General features: G+C 40.9%; 21 protein-coding genes and 2 tRNA genes. 6 read left to right on the top strand and 17 right to left on the bottom strand.

Annotated elements, in window-relative coordinates:
* Positions 1-49 precede the first annotated feature (49 nt).
* The 3 genes from MURRU_RS10970 to MURRU_RS10980 all read left to right on the top strand — a co-directional run bounded on the left by MURRU_RS10970 (position 50) and on the right by MURRU_RS10980 (position 3,684).
* The gene (locus MURRU_RS10970) at positions 50-2,317 is read left to right on the top strand and encodes an aconitate hydratase (RefSeq protein ID WP_014033540.1); all 2,268 of its coding nucleotides are present in this window, start codon (positions 50-52) and stop codon (positions 2,315-2,317) included.
* A 243-nt stretch (positions 2,318-2,560) separates the two neighbouring features.
* A complete protein-coding gene (locus tag MURRU_RS10975) occupies positions 2,561-3,121 on the top strand; it encodes a TlpA family protein disulfide reductase (RefSeq protein WP_014033541.1) in 561 nt (186 codons plus the stop codon).
* The gene (locus tag MURRU_RS10980; protein ID WP_014033542.1) at positions 3,118-3,684 is read left to right on the top strand and encodes a TlpA family protein disulfide reductase; all 567 of its coding nucleotides are present in this window, start codon (positions 3,118-3,120) and stop codon (positions 3,682-3,684) included. Before MURRU_RS10975 ends, MURRU_RS10980 begins: the two co-directional genes overlap by 4 nt.
* 3 nt (positions 3,685-3,687) lie before the next feature.
* Here the strand turns inward: MURRU_RS10980 and MURRU_RS10985 are convergent, their stop codons facing one another.
* From MURRU_RS10985 to MURRU_RS11015, 7 genes are all read right to left on the bottom strand, one after another.
* Positions 3,688-4,140: a sterol desaturase family protein gene (locus MURRU_RS10985; protein ID WP_014033543.1), complete on the bottom strand. Its 453-nt coding sequence runs from the start codon at positions 4,138-4,140 to the stop codon at positions 3,688-3,690.
* Positions 4,137-4,979 carry a phytoene/squalene synthase family protein gene (locus tag MURRU_RS10990; RefSeq protein ID WP_014033544.1) on the bottom strand — a complete coding sequence of 281 codons (843 nt, stop codon included), beginning with the start codon at positions 4,977-4,979 and terminating at the stop codon, positions 4,137-4,139. Before MURRU_RS10990 ends, MURRU_RS10985 begins: the two co-directional genes overlap by 4 nt.
* Positions 4,976-6,436, bottom strand: coding sequence for a phytoene desaturase family protein (locus MURRU_RS10995; RefSeq protein ID WP_014033545.1), 1,461 nt, complete (start codon positions 6,434-6,436; stop codon positions 4,976-4,978). The genes MURRU_RS10990 and MURRU_RS10995 overlap by 4 nt, the downstream gene beginning before the upstream one ends.
* 6 nt (positions 6,437-6,442) lie before the next feature.
* The gene (locus tag MURRU_RS11000) at positions 6,443-7,342 is read right to left on the bottom strand and encodes a MerR family transcriptional regulator (protein WP_014033546.1); all 900 of its coding nucleotides are present in this window, start codon (positions 7,340-7,342) and stop codon (positions 6,443-6,445) included.
* A 238-nt stretch (positions 7,343-7,580) separates the two neighbouring features.
* A complete protein-coding gene (locus MURRU_RS11005) occupies positions 7,581-9,191 on the bottom strand; it encodes an alanine/glycine:cation symporter family protein (RefSeq protein WP_014033548.1) in 1,611 nt (536 codons plus the stop codon).
* Positions 9,192-9,297: 106 nt separating this feature from the next.
* Entirely contained in the window at positions 9,298-10,401 is a 1,104-nt protein-coding gene (locus MURRU_RS11010; protein WP_014033549.1) for a hypothetical protein, read from the bottom strand.
* Positions 10,402-10,561: 160 nt separating this feature from the next.
* A tRNA-Leu gene (locus MURRU_RS11015) sits at positions 10,562-10,645 on the bottom strand.
* Positions 10,646-10,905: 260 nt separating this feature from the next.
* On the opposite strand from MURRU_RS11015, the gene MURRU_RS11020 reads away from it, so the two are divergent.
* A complete protein-coding gene (locus MURRU_RS11020) occupies positions 10,906-12,177 on the top strand; it encodes a mechanosensitive ion channel family protein (protein ID WP_014033550.1) in 1,272 nt (423 codons plus the stop codon).
* Positions 12,178-12,180: 3 nt separating this feature from the next.
* Here the strand turns inward: MURRU_RS11020 and deoD are convergent, their stop codons facing one another.
* The 5 genes from deoD to MURRU_RS11045 all read right to left on the bottom strand — a co-directional run bounded on the left by deoD (position 12,181) and on the right by MURRU_RS11045 (position 15,657).
* Positions 12,181-12,885 (bottom strand): purine-nucleoside phosphorylase, encoded by a 705-nt coding sequence (gene deoD, locus MURRU_RS11025; RefSeq protein WP_014033551.1) that lies wholly within the window; start codon positions 12,883-12,885, stop codon positions 12,181-12,183.
* A gap of 9 nt (positions 12,886-12,894) precedes the next feature.
* The gene (deoC, locus tag MURRU_RS11030) at positions 12,895-13,533 is read right to left on the bottom strand and encodes a deoxyribose-phosphate aldolase (RefSeq protein ID WP_014033552.1); all 639 of its coding nucleotides are present in this window, start codon (positions 13,531-13,533) and stop codon (positions 12,895-12,897) included.
* A gap of 1 nt (position 13,534) precedes the next feature.
* Complete coding sequence (locus MURRU_RS11035; RefSeq protein WP_014033553.1) at positions 13,535-13,939, bottom strand: hypothetical protein; 405 nt, start codon at positions 13,937-13,939, stop codon at positions 13,535-13,537.
* 154 nt (positions 13,940-14,093) lie between these two features.
* Positions 14,094-15,152, bottom strand: coding sequence for a sensor histidine kinase (locus MURRU_RS11040; protein WP_014033554.1), 1,059 nt, complete (start codon positions 15,150-15,152; stop codon positions 14,094-14,096).
* A gap of 432 nt (positions 15,153-15,584) precedes the next feature.
* Positions 15,585-15,657: transfer RNA gene (locus MURRU_RS11045), tRNA-Lys, on the bottom strand.
* A 118-nt stretch (positions 15,658-15,775) separates the two neighbouring features.
* Here MURRU_RS11045 and MURRU_RS11050 point away from each other — a divergent pair.
* Entirely contained in the window at positions 15,776-16,288 is a 513-nt protein-coding gene (locus MURRU_RS11050; protein ID WP_014033555.1) for a shikimate kinase, read from the top strand.
* Here MURRU_RS11050 and MURRU_RS11055 read toward each other — a convergent pair.
* The gene (locus MURRU_RS11055) at positions 16,280-16,777 is read right to left on the bottom strand and encodes a phosphoribosyltransferase family protein (RefSeq protein WP_014033556.1); all 498 of its coding nucleotides are present in this window, start codon (positions 16,775-16,777) and stop codon (positions 16,280-16,282) included. The two genes, MURRU_RS11050 and MURRU_RS11055, sit on opposite strands and share 9 nt — an antisense overlap.
* A 36-nt stretch (positions 16,778-16,813) precedes the next feature.
* Positions 16,814-17,185: an RNA-binding S4 domain-containing protein gene (locus MURRU_RS11060; RefSeq protein ID WP_014033557.1), complete on the bottom strand. Its 372-nt coding sequence runs from the start codon at positions 17,183-17,185 to the stop codon at positions 16,814-16,816.
* Between the two features lie 78 nt (positions 17,186-17,263).
* On the opposite strand from MURRU_RS11060, the gene MURRU_RS11065 reads away from it, so the two are divergent.
* Entirely contained in the window at positions 17,264-18,211 is a 948-nt protein-coding gene (locus MURRU_RS11065) for an FKBP-type peptidyl-prolyl cis-trans isomerase (protein WP_014033558.1), read from the top strand.
* 76 nt (positions 18,212-18,287) lie between these two features.
* On the opposite strand, the gene MURRU_RS11070 is transcribed toward MURRU_RS11065, so the two are convergent.
* Genes MURRU_RS11070 through MURRU_RS11080 form a run of 3 tightly spaced genes read right to left on the bottom strand, consistent with a single transcriptional unit; the run spans position 18,288 to position 20,766 of the window.
* Positions 18,288-18,899: an outer membrane beta-barrel protein gene (locus tag MURRU_RS11070; RefSeq protein WP_014033559.1), complete on the bottom strand. Its 612-nt coding sequence runs from the start codon at positions 18,897-18,899 to the stop codon at positions 18,288-18,290.
* Between the two features lie 49 nt (positions 18,900-18,948).
* Positions 18,949-19,902, bottom strand: a complete 954-nt coding sequence (locus tag MURRU_RS11075; protein WP_014033560.1) for a transketolase family protein — start codon at positions 19,900-19,902, stop codon at positions 18,949-18,951.
* A gap of 18 nt (positions 19,903-19,920) precedes the next feature.
* On the bottom strand, positions 19,921-20,766 hold the full coding sequence (locus MURRU_RS11080) for a transketolase (RefSeq protein WP_014033561.1): 846 nt from the start codon (positions 20,764-20,766) through the stop codon (positions 19,921-19,923).
* Between the last annotated feature and the right edge of the window lie 30 nt (positions 20,767-20,796).

Here is a 20,796-nt window from a genome sequence, read left to right on the forward strand (position 1 = left end):
TTTTAGTAAATTTACCGAATTACGAAAATCTTAAAAACTCAATTGTATAATGGCATTTGATATAGACATGATTAAGGGTGTTTACGCTTCCATAGGGGAACGTGTAGAAAAAGCCCGTGAATTGGTGGGCAAGCCCCTTACACTTTCCGAAAAAATCTTATACTCCCACCTTTGGGACGGTAAACCCGAAAAAGCATTTGTAAGAGGCAAGGATTACGTTGACTTTGCACCCGATAGAATCGCTTGTCAAGATGCAACGGCACAAATGGCCTTGCTTCAATTTATGCAGGCGGGCAAGGATAAAGTAGCGGTGCCTACAACGGTTCACTGTGATCACTTGATCCAAGCCAAGGATGGTGCAGCATCAGATTTGAAGCATGCCAACGAAACCAGTAAAGAGGTTTTTGACTTCTTGGGGTCTGTATCGAACAAATATGGAATTGGATTTTGGAAACCAGGTGCAGGTATTATTCACCAAGTAGTCTTGGAAAATTATGCATTTCCTGGAGGTATGATGATCGGAACCGATTCCCACACCGTAAACGCCGGTGGATTGGGAATGGTGGCCATTGGTGTTGGTGGGGCCGATGCCGTGGATGTAATGGCCGGAATGGCCTGGGAGCTCAAATTCCCCAAGTTGATCGGTGTAAAATTGACCGGTAAGCTATCCGGTTGGACAGCCCCTAAAGATGTTATTCTAAAAGTGGCCGAAATCCTTACCGTAAAAGGAGGAACAGGTGCCATTGTGGAATATTTTGGCCCAGGAGCAACTTCCATGTCCTGTACCGGTAAAGGAACCATCTGTAACATGGGTGCGGAAATTGGAGCTACCACTTCCACATTTGGTTACGACGAATCCATGGAGCGCTATTTAAGGGCAACCGATAGGGAAGATGTTGCGGATGAGGCAAACAAGGTAAAAGAACATTTGACAGCCGACCCAGAGGTGTACGCCAACCCTGAGCAATATTTTGATCAAGTAATCGAAATCAACTTGACGGAATTGAAACCTCTATTGAACGGTCCCTTTACCCCTGACTTGGCTACGGAAGTAGGGACAATGAGGGAAAAAGCCGAGAAAAACGATTGGCCTTTGGCTGTGGAGTGGGGATTGATAGGTTCCTGTACCAACTCGTCCTATGAAGATTTGTCGAGAGCATCGTCCATCGCACAACAAGCCTTGGACAAAAAATTGAAGACAAAAGCTGAATTTGGTATCAACCCAGGTTCGGAACAAGTAAGATATACTACGGAGCGTGATGGTATCCTAGAGATATTCGAAAAACTGGATGCCAAGATTTTTACGAACGCCTGCGGACCATGTATAGGTCAATGGGCACGTTACAAAGATCCGAAGAACGCTCCAAAGAACAGTATTGTACATTCCTTTAACCGAAACTTCGCAAAGCGTGCCGATGGGAACCCCAATACACACGCATTCGTGGCTTCGCCGGAAATGACCGCTGCAATCGCAATTGCGGGTCGTTTGGACTTTAACCCCTTGACAGATAAGTTGATCAACGAAGATGGCGAGGAAGTTATGTTGGACGAGCCAACAGGATGGGAACTGCCACCGAAAGGATTTGAAGTTAAAGAGAACGGTTACGAAGACCCACTTGAAGATGGTAGTGGAGTAGAGGTGAAGGTAGCTACGGACTCTGAGCGTTTACAATTGTTGGAGCCATTTGTGCCAATCAAAGCAAGTGACCTTCAGGGTATGAAATTGTTGATCAAGGCCTTTGGAAAATGTACTACTGACCATATTTCCATGGCAGGACCATGGTTGCGTTTCAGGGGGCATTTGGACAATATTGCCAATAATACTTTGATTGGAGCAGTAAATGCCTTCAACCAAAAAACCAACTTCGTTAAAAACCAAATCACAGGTGAGTACGGAGGTGTTCCGGATACGCAGCGCGAATACAAGAAAAAAGGTATTAAGACGGTTGTTGTGGGAGACCATAACTACGGTGAAGGTTCATCAAGGGAGCATGCGGCCATGCAACCAAGACACTTGGGTGTTGCCGTTGTATTGGTAAAATCCTTCGCAAGGATCCACGAGACCAACCTTAAGAAACAAGGGATGTTGGCGTTGACCTTTGCCAATGAGGACGATTACGATTTGATTCAGGAAGACGATACGTTCAATATTGTTGATGCCGCTGAGTTTGCCCCGGATAAACCTTTGACCATCGAAGTAGTGCATGCCGATGGAAGTAAGGATACCATCGTAACAAACCATACATACAACGATGCGCAGATCAAGTGGTTCAACGAAGGTTCGGCCTTGAACTTGATCAAGAAACAGAATGCTTAATTGTATCTAACATAATCTGTAAAAACTCCTGATGTTGTAAAAGATGTCAGGAGTTTTTAATTTTTGATACAAATTGTCCGCTTAATGCCATAACGAAGGTTTTTTTGATGTCATGCTGAACTTGTTTCAGCATCTCATCCTGCCTAATTTGAGCATCTTTATGTCACCCTGAAACAAGTTCAGGGTGACATTGAAAACATTATGACAAATAACAAACATTCAATTTTTGATAAATAATTTTCAATGAAGATCAATAAAAAGACCGTTCTCAATGTTGTATTGATTCTTTTTATCCTATCGTTTTTTGTGACCCCAATTGGTTACTATGGGAAAATTTGGTTGAACAGGTTGTTTGCATTTTCTCCTGAGGTCATCGATAAGACCGAGCAACAAAAAATCACCGATTACGATTGGGAGCTAAAAGATGCAGAATGGAACTTTTTCAACTTTGAAAAATCAAAGGGAGAGGTAATCTTCATCAATTTATGGGCTTCATGGCGATTGCCCTCGGAAGCAGAGCTTGCAAGTATTCAGGAATTGTACGACAAATATAAAGGTGAAGTTGATTTCTACATCATCACAAATGAGGAGAGAGCACCTGTTGAGGTTTTTATGGAAGAGCACGAATTTACATTTCCGGTAACCTATTTGATCATAGGAGAAAAAACGCCCATAGAAACAACTAAAGTGCCATCTTCCTATTTGATAGATAGGTCGGGAAATATTGTTATCCACGAAGAAGGAATTTCGGATTGGAGCACCAATAAAGTTTATAAATTAATGGAACGGTTAATAGCAGAATGAAAATCACTAAGGAACAAATCAGCAACGCTATATGGATTTTGGCCATATTGCTCATACTTTTTACCCCTTTGGGTTTCTATCCACGGGTATGGGTCAATAAAATTGTGGCCACAGTGATTAGTCCAAGCACCGTTGACAAGGATGAACGAGCTACGTTGAAAAACTATAACTGGAACCTTGTTGATCTTGAGGGTAAATCAACCAACCTCCAATCAAAACAAGGTGAAGTTATTTTGGTGAACGTTTGGGCAACGTGGTGCCCGCCCTGTGTTGCAGAACTTCCTGGGTTTGTGGAATTGTACTCGGATTATAAGAATAAAGTCACATTTGCCTTCGTAGCCAATGATGAGAAAGAAAAAGTAGAAGCTTTTCTAAAGAAAAAAGGATATGAATTACCTGTATACTTTCAAGCTTCGGCCACACCAAAGGAGCTGGAAAGCGGTAGTATTCCCGTAACCTATATTATTGATAAAAAGGGTAATGTGGTGGTGGATAAAACGGGAGCCGCCAATTGGAATTCCGACAAGACCCGTAGCCTGTTGGACGAGCTGATTTCCGAATAGCTATTATTTCTTCTTAAAATATTTGAAAGGGACGACCAACATTCCAAAGCATTCCCCATCTTCTTTGCCCAAATGTTTATGATGGATTTTGTGCGCCCTACGTACTCCTCGCGCGTACCAATTATTGGCATTCCTAAATATTTTAAAGCGTTGGTGAATAAATATATCGTGAACCGTAAAATAAGCAATGCCATAGGCCAAAATGCCAAATCCTAACGGCCATCCATACCAAAACGAGGTGTAACTGCCCAAGTAAAACAACGTCATACTTACAAGGGCGTAAAAAATAAAGAAAGCATCATTCCGCTCAAACCAGGAATCATGGTCTTTTTTATGGTGGTCCTTATGCAGGCTCCATAGAAAACCATGCATCACGTATTTATGGGTAAACCACGCCATAAACTCCATAAAGCAAAAGGTTGCCAAAAATATCAATATCCAAAGTGCTACTTTCATTGTACCAATTGTAATTTATAATTTACATACGATTGTGCCAACAGACCAAATTTTTGATAGTTGGGTACGCGAATCCTAGTGTTTTTAATCTCTAAGGGTGGGGTGCTCTGTAGTTTTTGAAGCAGTTTTTTGTAATATCTGTAAGCGGTATATACCCCAAACTTGGCTTGTTCGGGCAACAGTACAATACCCGAATACCCTAGCGCAAAATCGGCTTTAATTTCGTTTACGATACATTTTTTGGAGTGTTCATCGAGCTCCAGTAGGTTAGTGTTGGGAAAGTAAGCTCTGTTCAAATTCTCATAATCAGCCTTTAGGTCCCTCAAAAAATTCACTTTCTGAAAAGCAGAGCCCAAGGCCATGGCCGATTCTTTCAGTTTTTCATATTTCTCCTTATCTCCTTTCACAAAAACACAAAGGCACATCAATCCAACAACATCGGCAGAGCCATAAATATACTCACGGTATTCATCAAAAGTCTCATAGTTTTTCTTGGTAAGGTCCATGCGCATACTTTTCATAAAGGACTCTACTAAATGATGTGGAATGTCATACTTGTGATAGGTATACTGAAAGGAATTCAAAATAGGGTTCAAACTTATTTTGTCGTCAATGGCCTGTTCCATGTCCTTTTCAAAGGCATTAAACAATTTCGCCTTGTCGTAATCGTGAAAGGTATCCACAATTTCGTCGGCAAAACGAACAAACCCATAAATATTGTAAATATCGGAACGGATGGACGGTGCCAACATTTTGGTGGCCAACGAAAAAGAGGTGCTGTAAGACTGGGTCACGACCTTGCTGCAGGTGTAGGATACATCGTCAAAAATAGTTTTCATCTTTTTACTTCTTTAATGATTAAATCAGCCACCAGTTTTCCGGAGATCAGGGATGGTGGGACCCCTGGGCCGGGAACGGTCAACTGACCGGTAAAGAACAATTTTTTTACTTTGCTACTTTTGAGGTTAGGTCGTAAAAAAGCGGTTTGTCGCAACGTGTTTGCCAAGCCATAGGCATTACCTTTATAGGAGTTGTACTGCTCCACAAAATCGTTCACACAAAAACTTTCCTTAAAAATTACTGATTTTTTTACAGTTTGCTTGGTTAAATTTTCAAATCGCCCCATTACAATATCAAAATATTGGTCACGTACTTGTGGTGTATCTTCCAACCCAGGGGCAATGGGTACCAAGAAAAAACCTGTTTCTTTACCATTTGGCGCCATTGAGGCATCGGTTACCGATGGAAAGTTGGCATAGAACAACGGATTGCTGGGCCATTGGGGATTATCATAGATTTCTTGGGCGTGTTTTTCAAAATCGGTATCAAAAAACAAATTGTGATGTTCAATATTTTTCAACTTCTTGTCAAAACCTATATAGAACAACAGAGAGGAAGGGGCATAGGTTTTTTTGTTCCAGTATTCTTCGGAATATTGTCGGTATTTTTTGTCCAATAAAGTTTCGGAATGGTGATAGTCGGCACCGCTCACTACATAATCCCCAAGATGGTTTTTCCCTTTGCTTCTGATGCCCAAAACCTCTCCATCCGATACTAGAATATGTGTTGCGGGGCTATTGGTGTGTATGGTTACCCCCAACTCTTCTGCCACACTTTGCATGGCCTTGATGATTTCGTACATACCACCTTTTGGATGCCAAGTTCCAAGACCAAAGTCGGCAAAATTCATAAAATTATAGAAAGATGGAGTTTTACTGGGTTTGGCCCCCAAAAAAAGCACAGGAAATTGCAATGTGGATACCAACTTTGGATTTTTGAAGCGTTTACGTACCTGTTGGCTTATGGTTTTAAAAAATTGGTCAACCTTTAAAACGGTTTCTTTGGTTACAAGTTCCAAAGGAGAAAGTCCAGGCCTTAACACCACTTTGTTGATGGCGATATCATAATTTTCTTGGGCTTCGGCTATAAATTGTTTCAAATGTTCGCTACTTCCCGATTCAATGCGTTCGAACTCGCTGCAAATCTTATCCATGCAGTCACCTATGGTGATAACATCATCTTCGAAGAAAATTTTGTAGGCCGGGTTTAGCTTGTCCAGCTGGTAATAATCCGAGGTCTTTTTGTTGAAGTCAGCAAAGAATTTATCAAAAATATCGGGCATCCAATACCAACTGGGACCAATATCAAAAGTAAAACCATCTTTGACCAATTGTCTTGCCCTACCGCCCACGGTATCATTTTTTTCGAATAGTTCCACCTCAAATCCTTCTTTTGCCAAATAACATGAGGCGGATAGGGAAGAAAAACCAGAACCGATGACAATTACTTTTTCCATTTGGGCTTAAAGCGATTCTATCAGTTGGTTAATGGATTTAAATATTTTGATGGGGCCCGAAGGTTGCTCATCTTCAAATTCTTGAATCTGATGGCCCAAAACGTAAAGTTTGGAACCGGGCGTTTTATTTAACACCTTTCGGAATCGTTTAAAATAGCCATCAATGTCATCTTTGGTGGGCGATACGGTAAAGTAGGAAATAAACCTGATGTTATCGTAATATTTTAGTAAATCTTCAAGACTTTCCACGGGCATGGTCTGTCCTAAATAAATGGTTTTGTAGCCGTGAAGGGCCAATTGGTAATTGATATACAACAGTCCCAATTCGTGTATCTCGTTTTCAGGAAGAAAAAGTACGTATACTTCATCTTTTTTTATGGGATTTTCAAATTGAAGTTTCTCGGTATGGATGTATATTTTTTGTTTGATCAAGTTGGATATAAAATGCTCATGGGCCGGGCTTATGGTGTTGGTTTGCCATAACAATCCAAGTTCGTTCAACAGGGGAATAAAGACCTCGTTAAAGATTTGTGTAAACGATTTTTCTTCCATGAGCCCGTTGTAGGTCTTCAGGAAAAGTGATTGGTCAAAATTGAGCATCGATAGTTTCAATGAATTGAGTGTATGGTTCTTTTCACTTTTTTGTGAAACGATCTCATTGACCAATGCGGGTATTTTTTCATCGCCCAATTTGGCGATTTTGGAAATTTTGTACCCATTGTTATAAAGCAGGGTAACGTTCAATAACTTTTGTAGACTGGTAATGTTGTATGTACGGATATTGGTGTTCGTTCTTTCGGGACGGAACAAATTATACCTTTTTTCCCAAATTCGAATGGTATGGGCCTTTATTCCCGAAAGGTTTTCCATATCCCGAATACTAAAAGAAGTTTTTACACTGTTCATCTTTTCGATTTAAACGTTAAACAAATTTACGATTTAAAAGATGTCCTCCTAGTTATTTATCATAAAATTTGCACTAAGTCTTCAAAAAGTCGCTTTCCTAATGGAAGGATTATGGGGTTTCAACGCCAAAGTCCTTGTTCTCGATACCTTCCTAAAAGCGGACGGGCTTTTCCCTTGGGAAAAAACTCGAACTGACGTTTCCTACCATTATCATTTAAAATGCTGAACAGGTCTTTTCTTATTTTTTGGCAATCAAATGCATGTAGCCCTTAAATTCTTTTTTTACATAGGGGAACAAGATGAGCAAACCGGCCATATTTGGGAATACCAGGGCCAATATCATGGCGTCCGAAAACTTTATCACTGCATCTAGGGTTATCGCAGCACCCAACACCGTAAACAAAAGGAATATGATTTTATAGGTCAGGTCGGAAATCTTACTTCTTCCAAAGAGGTATTTCCATGCCTGCAAACCATAATAGGACCAAGATAATATGGTACTGAAGGCAAACAAGCATACTGCGGCCATTAGAACATAGGACGAGCCATTAATGGAACTTTCAAAAGCCAATGATGTAATGTTGACCCCGCCCAACCGACTTCCATCCGCCATTAAGGCTTGGCCCTCTACTACATTGCCATATACAAAAACACCGTCCATATTAAAGAGTATGATGACAACGGCTGTCATGGTACACACAAGAACTGTGTCAATAAAAGGTTCCAACAACCCTACAAGTCCTTCCGATGCCGGAAACGAGGTATTTACAGCAGCGTGTGCTATGGCGGCCGATCCCGCACCTGCTTCGTTCGAAAAGGCAGCTCTTCTAAATCCTTGGATCATAACCCCTACAAATCCACCGGTAATGGTTGCCTCTGGAGTAAAGGCTTCTTTAAAGATCAAGGCAAATGCATCGTCCACCCATTCTATTTTGGAAAGTATGATGAAGAGTGCCGCACCCACGTAAAGCACAGCCATTAGGGGAACCACTTTTTCCGTAACCTTGGCGATACGTTTAATTCCACCAATGATCACAATTCCGGCCAAGATTGCAAAAACAAGGCCAATGATGCTCCCCGTAGCATCGCCGGACAAGCCAAAACGTTCTATAATCTGGGCGGCGGCTTGGTTGCTTTGGAAAGCATTTCCACCACCAAAGGAAGCCCCCACACAGAGTATGGCAAAAACGGCGGCCAAAAATTTGCCCAAGCAGGAAAACCCTCTCTGTTTTAACCCTCTGGACAAATAGTACATGGGACCACCAAATACATTGCCATTGGTGTCTATATCCCTATACTTTACCCCAAGGGTACATTCCACAAACTTAGTGGACATACCAAGTAATCCGGCCAGTATCATCCAAAAAGTGGCCCCGGGGCCTCCAAAGGAAATGGCCACGGCAACCATGGCTATATTGCCCAGACCTACAGTACCTGATACTGCGGTGGCCAAGGCCTGAAAGTGGTTTACCTCTCCCGAGTGCCCTTCATCTTTAATGGTGTCCACCAAATCTCCCTCGACTTCATAAACTTGTGGTTTTAGTTTGGGTGCTGTCTTTTCAAGTTCATCATATTTTCCACGGACCACTTGTATGGCTGTTGGAAAATGACGGATATTGACAAATCCAAAGTAGACAGTGAAGAACAGAGCCCCCAATATCAGAATGATAAGGATTATTGGAATGCCATGCCCGAATATGGGGACTTCTGCCAGAATCAGATTTTCCCACCATACGGCAAAGGGCATAAAGGCTTCATTTATTTTTTCGTCCAGACCTTTTTCGGATGTGGATGCTAAAATTGAGGTGCTTGGAATGCATAATGTACTGTGCAAAAGAAATTTACCCATGATCGAAAGTTTGCCTGAATTTCGATTGTAGGTTTGAATTTTTTGGGCATTGTCGGAATGAATCTCAAAATGTCAGTAACCAAAGAACTGACAAACCAAAGATAAATCACTCATTTTCAATGTGTATGTTTTCTTTTGGGATATGTAGCCTAATTTTTCTTTCCCTGTTTTCCGACATTTCGAACAAAGTGCTTTTTAAGGGATTATAGTGTTTGTCCCTTGTCCAGTTCTTTTTGCCGAAGAGTCCATTCAACAGGGCCTCCAATAACCTTTTGAGCTCATTGTGGTCGTTAATGTCATAGCTTTTGGAAGCTTCAAAGTTTTTAGGTTTGATTTCCAACCAATTATCGGTTGAATTCAGTTTGCGTTCGGCAAATGTTCTCAACAAGCGATAGAGGGCAGGGGTAAGCCGAACGATTCTATCTTTATTGCCAGGAAATCCAATCAAAGTCACTGAGGTTGCGCCACCGTTTTTTTGATTGCCGGTTTTGCCAAATAAAAGCTTTAGCTGATGGGGTTCCGGTATCACCGTTTCGGTAAGTTCCTTTACCCAGCTTAGTGCCAGGGCAAAGAACAGCATGATCAACGAAGTTTTGAAAATGGCTGAAAACAGCAATAAATTGATGGTATTGTCCATTAGCTTATATATTTGGGCCAAGAGCGTTACCAAAATGGTGATCAATGCTAACCAACCCAAGAGGGGGAGCCTCCTTTTTATAAAGGATTCCCATAGAACGAACCCTAAAAATATTAAGGTTAACAGCGCATAAACAACATCCAGTTCATTGATGACGTATGCTTCACGGACCAGAAACATTTTGAACAGGGTAGGAAACAGTGCAAATGCAAAAGGAATACCGATGATGTAGGGCCAAAACTTTGATTTTATCAAAGGAGCCAATGGCTTGGGCAAATATTTGAACCAAGGCAGGGCCATCAAAATAAACAAACTGTTGGTCAATGATAGAATGCTCCTAAGACCGTCTTTAAAATGGGGGTAAAGGCCATTATTGTTGAGGTACACGATTTCCACAAGCCCAGAAAAGGTCCAACAAAGCACCGAAAGTGCCAACCATACAGGGCCATAATCATTTTGCTTTTTCCCGATATGGTACCAAATGGCCATTAGGGAAAGAAACGCAAAAAGGCATACCGAAAGCTGCCACCATCCATAAAACATGGAAATTTCACTTGATACTTGTGCATCCATGCCTATTGTTTATATAAGGGATAAGTTTTCAACTATGACTGATTAGGAATCACTCGGAAAATAAATAAAAAAAGCAGAAGTAAAAAGAATGACGAAAAATTGAAGTGTATCCGTAGCCTTAAAAAACAAGAAAACCGCAATCTCTTGCGGTTTTCTTTTGTGCCCACGACTGGAGTCGAACCAGCACGTCCTTGCGAACACTACCCCCTCAAGGTAGCGTGTCTACCAATTCCACCACGTGGGCCTTTGGAATTTTAGGTGTGCAAATATAATTTTTTTGATGAACAAATAAACTATCATTTCAATGGTGTCTATGAAAACACCGAGGTTTTCAATAAAATAAGGTCAATGGTACTTGGTGAATCGTCAAATACCATTGATTTTTAATGAAATCATTACAAAGCCAAACATCCATTGGCACTCCTGAAAAAATGATGATTCACTTATACTGGCAGCAAGATTAGATTCTGTAATTTTGTACCGTATTTCTTTCAATTGGAAACTATGGACAAGAACCTGGGTCGTTTGCTTTACAATTATTTATTGGAGACAGGAATGAGCGAAGGTTTGGCTGCTTACATCAACGTATTTGTATTGATGCTTGTTGTTCTTGTATTGGTGTTATTGCTGGATGTGCTGATTTGGAAAGTATTGCGTGCATTGTCCGTTAGATTGGCCCGGAAATCCATAAATGATTTCGATAATTTTTTGGTGACCCATAGGGTGCCGCGCTATGTTGCCCATGTAGTGCCGTTAACAATTTTGTTGGAGTTTGTACCGTTGGCTTTTGCAGATTTTGATTATGCAGGGATAATTGCATTAAAGACCATTAAAATACTTTTCGTCTTTTTGATTCTTATCATACTGCGGAAATTTTTTAAAAGCGTCAACGCATATTTAAAAACCCGCCCCAAGTTTAAGGACAAGCCCATAAACAGCTATGTTCAGGTATTTATGATTTTTGCTTGGGTGGTGGGGCTACTCACTGTTTTTGCTATCGTTACCGATACCACGGTTTGGAAATTTTTTACCGCATTGGGTGCTGCTTCTGCAGTAATACTGCTCATTTTTAAAGATTCCATTCTAGGTTTTGTGGCCAGCATTCAGGTTACCATAAACGATATGGTGCGTATTGGCGATTGGATTACGTTTGAAAAATATGGGGCCGATGGTGATGTGGTGGAGATTAGTTTGGCCACGGTAAAGGTTCAAAATTTTGATATGACCATCACTACGATCCCTACCTACGCCTTGATTTCTGATTCGTTCAAAAATTGGAGGGGCATGCAGGTTTCGGGGGGAAGGCGAATCAAGAGATCATTGATCATACGGCAAAAGAGTATTCGGTTTTTATCTGAAGAGGAAATAGAAAAGCTTAAAAAGATCCAACTGGTAGAAGGTTACATAGGTACTAGGAACGAACAGATCAGGGCCTATAATGAAGAAAATAATATCAACAAGGAAGTGTTGGTGAACGGAAGAAATCTGACGAACTTTGGCGTGTTCCGAAAATATGTGACCAATTACTTGGAAAACCATTCTGCAATAAATAAGAAAATGACCTTAATGGTGCGGCAATTGCAACCCACAGCACAAGGTATTCCTTTGGAAATTTATGCCTTTAGTTCGGATAAGCGATGGGAGAACTACGAGTATGTGATGGCGGATATTTTTGACCACTTGCTCGCTGCCCTGCCTTATTTTTCGTTGGAACTTTTTGAGTTGCCTGTGGCAAAGGATTATGTTTCTACAGGAGATGATGAGCCTAAAGTCTAATTTTTAGGGCAAAGCAGCCGCCAAGGCAATTTCAACCATATCCTTAAACGTTGTTTCACGCGCATGTGCCGAGAGTCTTTCTTGGGTTATCAGGGAATCTGAAATGGTAAGGATCGTCAATGCCCTTACATTATATTTTGCGGCTATGGTGTACAAGCCTGCGGTTTCCATTTCCACACAAAGTACACCGTATTCTGCCCAGAGTTTGTATTCCTCGGGATCATCCACATAAAACTCGTCCGAAGAAAGCACATTGCCTGCTTTAATGGGTATGTTTTGTTCTTGGGCATAGTTCACGGCTTTTAAAAAGAGTTCAAAATTGGCGGTAGGGGAGTAGTCGGAGTTAATAAACCTGGAGTTGTTGATGCCCGAAGTTGTGGAAGCGGCCATGGCCAAAACCACATCGTTCAATTCCACGTCTTTTTGATATGACCCTGCGGAACCCACCCGTATGATGTTCTTTACCCCATAATCTGTGATGAGTTCATGAAAATAGATCATGGCTGAAGGCATACCCATACCGCTACCTTGTACAGAAATCCTTTTGCCTTTGTATGTGCCCGTGTAGCCCAGCATTCCCCGTATTTTATTATAGCAAAACGGGTTTTCGAGAAAAGTTTCGGCAATCCATTTGGCCCGCAAGGGGTCGCCCGGCATTAGTACCGTTTCGGCAATTTCTCCTTGTTTGGCTTCAATATGGGTGCTCATTCCTTTTTTTTATTCGATTAAAGAAGGTCCTGATGAGGTTCCTATGCGCGATACACCAAGGTCAATGTATTGTAAAGCGGCTTCTTTGGTTTTTATTCCACCTGATGCTTTTATTTTTGCCTTGTTGCCCACAACTTTTTTCATGAGTGCCACATCTTTTAAAGTGGCGCCTCCAGTTCCAAACCCAGTGGACGTTTTTACAAAATCTGCCTTTGCATCGATCGCTAGTGTGCAGGCAAGTTCTTTTTCTTCATCGGTAAGGTAGCAGGTTTCTATGATCACTTTCAAAATATTGCTGCCAATCGTTTGTTTTATCGCCTTGATCTCATCTCGAACAGCATCAACCTCCTTTAATTTAAGCCATCCGATATTAATAACCATATCTATTTCGTCCGAACCATTTTTAACACAGTCCATGGCCTCGAACACTTTTGCCTTTGTGGACATGGCTCCTAAAGGAAAACCGATTACAGCAGCTATTTTTACATTACTTCCTTTTAAAACTTCTTTGACCATGGGTACATGGCATCCGTTTACACAAACAGCATAAAAACCATGTTCAATAGCCTCCTTACATAACTTTGTTATGTCGGTTTGGGTGGCGGTGGGTTTTAGATTGGTGTGATCTATATATTTTTCCAAAGACATGTTAATGGTTAAAGAGCTGTTTGAGCTTAAAGATAGCCAACATCTCCGATCTGTTCTTTCCAGCAAAAGATTTGGCTATGGATTCGGCGGTTTCAACAACCAATTTTTTGATAGGTTCGGTGAATTTTTCCGGATGTTCCTTATAAAATTCCTTGAATTCCTTGAAATATTCTTCACTATATTTTTCTTCCCCATTTAACCAATCGAAAACAATTTCTATTTGATAGGCAGCATCGGTATGAAACTCATCTTCAACTTCATCGATATCCAGCCAATGTTGCCGAACATATTTCCGTAACCTTTTTATTTCGATGGGTCTTACATTGTTGTCTGCCATGGCCACGGCATAAAACAATTTGCCAAGGTTTTGGTAGAATTCGTTTCCTATTTTCTCAGAATTCAGCATGATTATCGCTTTTAAACTCAACTAAAGTTAAGATTAATCAAATAAGTTTAAAATGACATTTCTCAATTGTTTTTTGGAAAAAATGTCCCGAATGTTATCATAATTGGTTTGACATTACAAAATGATGACGCAATCAATTTGCAATCGAGGGGATTCACGCTTTGAATAGAATCGTAAAGGTGGTCCCTTGGTTGATCTTGCTGTCCACCGAAATACTTCCTCCAAGGCTGGTAACTTGTTGGTGCACTAAATATAAACCAACACCTTTACTGTCTTCGTTGCCATGAAATTTCTCGTTTAATTTAAAAATAAGGGCGCCTACTTTTTCCATGTCAAAACCAAGACCATTGTCGGTATAGGTTAGCTTTTTTTTTCCATTTTCTTGTTCTGTGCTTATTGAGATGATGGGAGGAACACTTGGTCTGGCATATTTAATGGAATTGGTGATTAAATTCAAAAAAATACTTTCCATGTAAATTTCCTTGAAATATACTGTAGGCATAGCGCTAAAGTCTATATGGAATTTGGCATCTGCCCTTTGTATCAGTGAGCTTATAGAGTTCTGGACCTTATCAAAAACATTTTTAAAATCGACATCTTCCAATACCATATCCCGAATGTCTTCTTCGGAATAGGAATCAATATATGCGTTCATGGTACTCTTCAATCCTTCGGCAGATAGTTTTATTAGACTGAGGATTTCCTTGGTGTCCACATCATCAATTTTGGTCAAATCCAATAAATTGACCAGGGACAGCATGTTGTTCAGAGGTGATCTAAGGTCGTGTGAGGTGCTATAGTTCTGTTGTTTAAGCTTTTCATTAACCTTGGAAAGTTGGCTTAAATGCAATATGCGCTCTTTTTCCAGTTTTTTGGTGTGCGTAATGTCTTTGGCTATGGCGTAGATCAATCGCTCATTTTCCAACGGTATGGATGTCCAATGTAGCCAGACAATAGCTCCTGATTTGCACACATACCTGTTTTCGAAATTCACCAAAGGAACATTGTTTTTTAGTTCTTCCCTGTGTGCGGCCGTACGTTCTCTATCTTCATGATAGATGAATTCGGAAATTAACTTTGAGCCCAGTTCTTCTTCGGTATACCCCAATAGCTTTATAAAAGCAGGGTTTATTCTCACAAAATACCCATTATAGTCTGCAATACAAAGACAATCCACGGATTGATCAAAAAAAGGTTCTAATTGGGGGTTCATTGTTTTAGTTTTGGTTTTTATCATTCCATCTTCCTTTGTGAGAAAACAGGATCTCTTTTATCAATACATCTCGTGGTTGGTTCTCTGGTACAGACTTAAACTAAATTATATTTGCATACTTTTTTGGTTTTATAAATGGGAAATGGCAAATATGTCCAATACATTTTTTGAACTGAAAAGGCAATGGTGCAATGCCGCCCTTCTTTACCAGTTCGTTAAAATATAGGGTAAAACAGAAATAAGCAAATACATTTTATTGATTGTCAATGAGGTTTTATCATTTTTTGTAGGGCAGAAAACCATAAGCTATACCATCCTCAATCGTATTGTGAACTCTTTTAAACGATATTATATCAAATTAAGATAGGTTTAAAAACACAAAACCCCGTAATTTAAATTACAGGGTTTGATATCTTATGGTTTCTTAAAAAGTGACCTGACTGGGGCTCGAACCCAGGACCCTCTCCTTAAAAGGGAGATGCTCTACCAACTGAGCTATCAGGTCTTCAAGTTGTGCCTAGCTGTTTGGCTAAGCGGGTGCAAATATAACATCAATAATCTATTTTCCAAGGCGGATTAATGATAAATTTGTGTTTTTTTGAAATCGGATAAAATTCTTCAATATGAAAATTGTTTTAGTGGGATATATGGCAAGTGGAAAGTCGACCGTTGGACGATTGTTGGCCAGGCAATTAGGAGTCGAGTTCATCGATTTGGACGATTATATTGAGCAACATCAAAAAAAATCCATTAAAACCATATTTTCTGAAAAAGGGGAAATATTTTTCAGGAAGTTGGAGCATCAGATGCTGGCCGAGGTTTTGGAAAAAGAGAAATCCATTATCCTATCTACGGGAGGGGGAACCCCATGCTACGGAACCAATATGGTAACGATATTGAATCAATCTGACCATTCCATATATCTCAACCTAAGTATTCCGAACTTGGTGGAAAGGATTTCAAAGGAAAAAGATAATCGGCCTTTGGTAAAAAATATTGCTGACGAGGAACTGCCAGAATTTATAGGAAAACATCTTTTTGAACGTAGGCCCTACTATCTACAAGCAAAACATATTTTGGATTGTAACAATTTGGACGCTGAAACTGTTGTTGGTAGGATTAAAGAACTACTCTAAATAAACCGCATTGTTCTTGGGTTCAAAATCCACTTTAATATGTTCGCTCAGGGATGTGGATAACGATATGCCTTTAAAATCGGCCTTGATCGGGTACCTTTTATGGTTTCTGTTTACAAGTACAGCCGTTTTTAGTTGTTTTATGGGTGTTTTAAGGAAGTGGTGGGTACCATAGATCAAGGTGGTGCCCGAGTTCAACACATCATCCACCAAAACAATTGATTTGTTTTTGTATTCTTCCTCCGAAAGCGAGGTGCTGACCCCACTTTTCAATGGGTTCTTTTTGTCCATGTCCACTTTGCACAAAATAATCTTGGCCTCCGTAATCTTTTTTAGGACAGCTATTATTTTTTTGGCAAAACTTTCTCCCCCACCATTGATACCAGCAACTACAATTTCTTCTTCGTCCACATTGGTCTCATAAATTTGGTATGCGATTCGCTTTGTAATGTGTTGAATTTGATCGTGGGTAAGAATACGGTTTATCATAGTGCGTAGTAGTTGATTCAAAGATATAAAAACAGTTTATTCCGATTCGTCCAAAAAATCGTCCAAATCCCGACGATCTTTCTTCGTGGGGCGCCCCAACCCTTTTTTTCGGTAATGCTTTTTGGCATATTGGAGCAACTCGTTGTGTTCAAAAGCTTCTTTTGGAGTGGTATCCTTTCGGTAAATATCAACCAATTTTGCCCCAACGCGGCTTTCAGGAACGTCTAAAACCGTAAGTTGGTAATCAATTTGATTTTTCCGAACAGCAATTTTATCCATGGGGTAAACATCGCGTGAGGGTTTAACGGCGCCACCGTTCACCTTTACGTGACCTTTTTTTACAGCATTGGATGCAATGCTTCTGGTTTTAAAGTATCTCGTGCACCAAAGGTACTTGTCTATTCGCATGGTCTTCGCAAATCTTTGTTAATGGACAAAGCAAAAATAATGGAAAATTGTATCTTGCGCGCCTAAATAACAGACTTGATGAGGTACGGAATTTTAGTTTTGATATGTTTTGCGGTCACACTACTATCTTGTAAAAAGGATGATGATGGAGGTATTGTTGAAGTGCCGCCGAGCTTATTGAGTGATGTAGCACCCGAAGATGACAAAACAATAAAAGAGTTTTTGAACACCCACTTCTATAATTATGAAGAATTTAAAACTCCACCAGAAGGATTTGATTATAAAATCGTGATTGATACCATAGCAGGTGAAAATGCAGAAAAAAAACCCATGATGGAAGACGCCACGCCTGTTACAATCAATGTGTCCTCAAGTCATTTGGGATTGAGTGCCGAAGAGGAAAATGTACCCCATACGTATTATTATATCGAAGTTTTGGAAGGCGGGGGAGGAAGTCCGACCTATGCGGATTCGACTTTGGTCAGATATCAAGGTTCCGCTTTGGATGGAACCTTATTTGATGAAAATCAAGATTTTACTTGGCAGGTATTGCCATCCCAATTTAGGGGGTATGGGGACGGTATTTCTAACATGAAGGCAGGAACACCTGGTCAGGTTATTGAAAATGCAGATGGTACCTACCAAATTTTGGATAGAGGTATTGGAATCATTGTAATGCCATCAGGTTTGGCTGCATTTAATAGATCGGTAGGCGCTGCCGGAACTTATGCACCTGTACTTTTTAAAGTTGAGCTTGGATTGTTTGTGGAAGACACAGATAGTGACAATGATGGTATTCCATCCGTACAAGAGGATTTGAACAATAACAGATACCTGTTGGATGATAATACGGATGGGGACGAAGAACCGTTCAATGCGCCTCCAAGACCAAATTATCGAGATCCCGATGACGATGGAGACGGTGTTTTAACACGAGATGAGATTATAATTGAGAATGGCGAAATCACTTTTCCAGACTCCGATGGGGATGGAGTCCCAGATTATTTGGATCCAGATTCCAACTAGCAAAGTGAATATGAGAATAGAATATAAAAAGCCCCGCTGGCATCCAGCGGGGCTTTTTTATGTGTTTAATTATATGTTATAATTTAAGCGATAACGCAAAAATAATTTGCGAAGGTCTCGAATCTACTCTACCGGAAATATCGGTAACATTACTCCCAATAAATTCAGCTTCGTTTTCCGAAAAACCTCTTTCGTATCTAACGTCGAGTCCAACATTACCAAGGTTTACACCAACACCTGCATTTAAGCCTACAGTAAAGTCGTTTTCTACATCTTCGACTTCCAGATCGCCTAAATCGTTCTTCAGCGTGTACTGAAAAGCAGGTCCTGCAAAAATATGCAAAGGGCCGATCAATTTGTATCCTAAAAGAACAGGCATGTCCAATTTGGAAACATCATAGTCTTGGGAATCCCCGTCAACGTCATAAGAACTCTTGGTTTTGGAGTACACCAATTCTGGTCTTAAATAAATCTTGGGGAAATCCAGTTTGCCCCAAAAACCAAAATGGTACCCTGCTTTACCTTCGGCACCTTCGACGATATCTTGTCCGCCATCACCAACAGAACCGATTAAATCCCCGTTCTTGTTGTACGATAAGCCGGCCTTAATACCGAACCCTGAACCGCTTTGTGCCATTGCTGCAGAACCAATTAAGGCAAATACAGCTACTAAAAATGTTTTTTTCATAAGTGTCTATTTTATAAAGTTGAAATATCTCCAAAGGAGATAGCTGAAACTATTTACGTTTCATCACTTTTAAAACGGCAGCTTCTATGGCTTTATTGTTCAAACCGTACTTCTCCATAAGTTGATCGGGCGTTCCACTTTCTCCAAAAGTATCCTGTGTTGCCACAAACTCTTGAGGGGTAGGATGGTGGGTGGCCAATACTCGCGACACACTTTCTCCAAGTCCACCTAAATAATTGTGCTCTTCCGCCGTTACCACACAACCTGTTTTCTTCACAGAATCCAAGATGGCCTTATCGTCCAATGGTTTTATGGTGTGTATATTGATCACTTCTGCGGAAATTCCTTGGTTTTCCAAGCTTTCAGCAGCAAGTAGTGCCTGCCAAACCAAATGTCCTGTGGCAATAATGGTAACATCTGTGCCTTCGTTGAGCATGAGTGCCTTACCAATTTCAAATTTTTGGTCCACCGGGGTAAAGTTGGCTACTTTGGGTCTTCCAAAACGTAGGTAAACCGGGCCGTGGTGTTCCGCAATGGCCAAGGTAGCGGCTTTGGTCTGGTTAAAATCACATGGATTGATAACCGTCATGCCAGGCAACATTTTCATCAATCCGATGTCTTCCAGAATTTGGTGCGTGGCACCATCCTCGCCCAAGGTCAAACCAGAGTGCGAAGCACATATTTTTACGTTTTTATCCGAGTATGCGATGGACTGGCGGATTTGATCATACACACGGCCAGTAGCGAAGTTTGCAAATGTTGAGGCAAATGGGATTTTTCCACCAATGGTCAAACCAGCTGCAATGCCCATCATGTTGGCCTCTGCAATACCTACTTGAAAGAAACGTTCTGGGTTTTCTTCAATAAAAGTGTCAATCTTAAGGGAACCAACCAAGTCGGCACACAAGGCCACTACATTGGGATTGGTTCTTCCCAGTTCCGTCATTCCCGCGCCATATCCGCTTCGGGTGTCTTGTTTTCCTTGATCTGTATATTTAGTCATTCTCTCTTTTTCTTATAATTAGTAATCGCCTAAAGTCTCTGGGTTTTGTTCCAATGCGGTCGCCAACTGCTCATCGCTGGGCGCTTTGCCGTGCCATGCATGGGTGTGCATCATAAAGTCAACACCATTGCCCATTTCCGTGGTCATAACAATACATACTGGCTTCCCTTTTCCAGTTCTGCTCTTGGCTTCGTTTAACCCAGCAATAACCTGCTCTAGGTCGTTTCCGTTTTCAATTTCCAGGACATCCCATCCAAATACCCTGAATTTTTCGGCAACATCACCAATAGGAAGTACATCTTCCGTAGCGCCATCGATTTGTTGGCCATTACGGTCCACTGTGGAAATTAAATTGTCGACTTTATTGCCAGCGGCGTACATGATTGCTTCCCAGTTTTGGCCTTCTTGCAATTCACCGTCACCGTGGAGGCTGAATACCAAATGATCGTCACCGTTCAATTTTTTGGCCAAAGCAGCACCAATGGCAACCGACATTCCCTGTCCCAAAGATCCAGATGCCACGCGTACCCCGGGCAAACCTTCGTGGGTAGTAGGGTGCCCCTGTAATCTGGAATCTATCAGTCTAAAAGTGTTCAGTTCCTCAATGGGAAAATAACCTCTTCGGGCTAAAACACTGTAAAAAACTGGAGAAATGTGTCCGTTGGACAAGAAGAAGAGATCCTCTCCAATCCCGTCCATATCAAACCCTTCCTTTAAATCCATTACTTCGTTGTAGAGTGCTACAAAAAACTCGGTACAGCCCAAAGAACCTCCTGGGTGCCCCGAATTTACCTTATGGACCATTCGTAAAATGTCCCTTCTTACCTGTACTACCAGGTCCTGTAATTCTTGCGTGTTCGGCATCGTGTCAATAATTTAGATATCAAATGTAAT

Source organism: Allomuricauda ruestringensis DSM 13258 (assembly GCF_000224085.1).
GTDB lineage: Bacteria > Bacteroidota > Bacteroidia > Flavobacteriales > Flavobacteriaceae > Flagellimonas > Flagellimonas ruestringensis.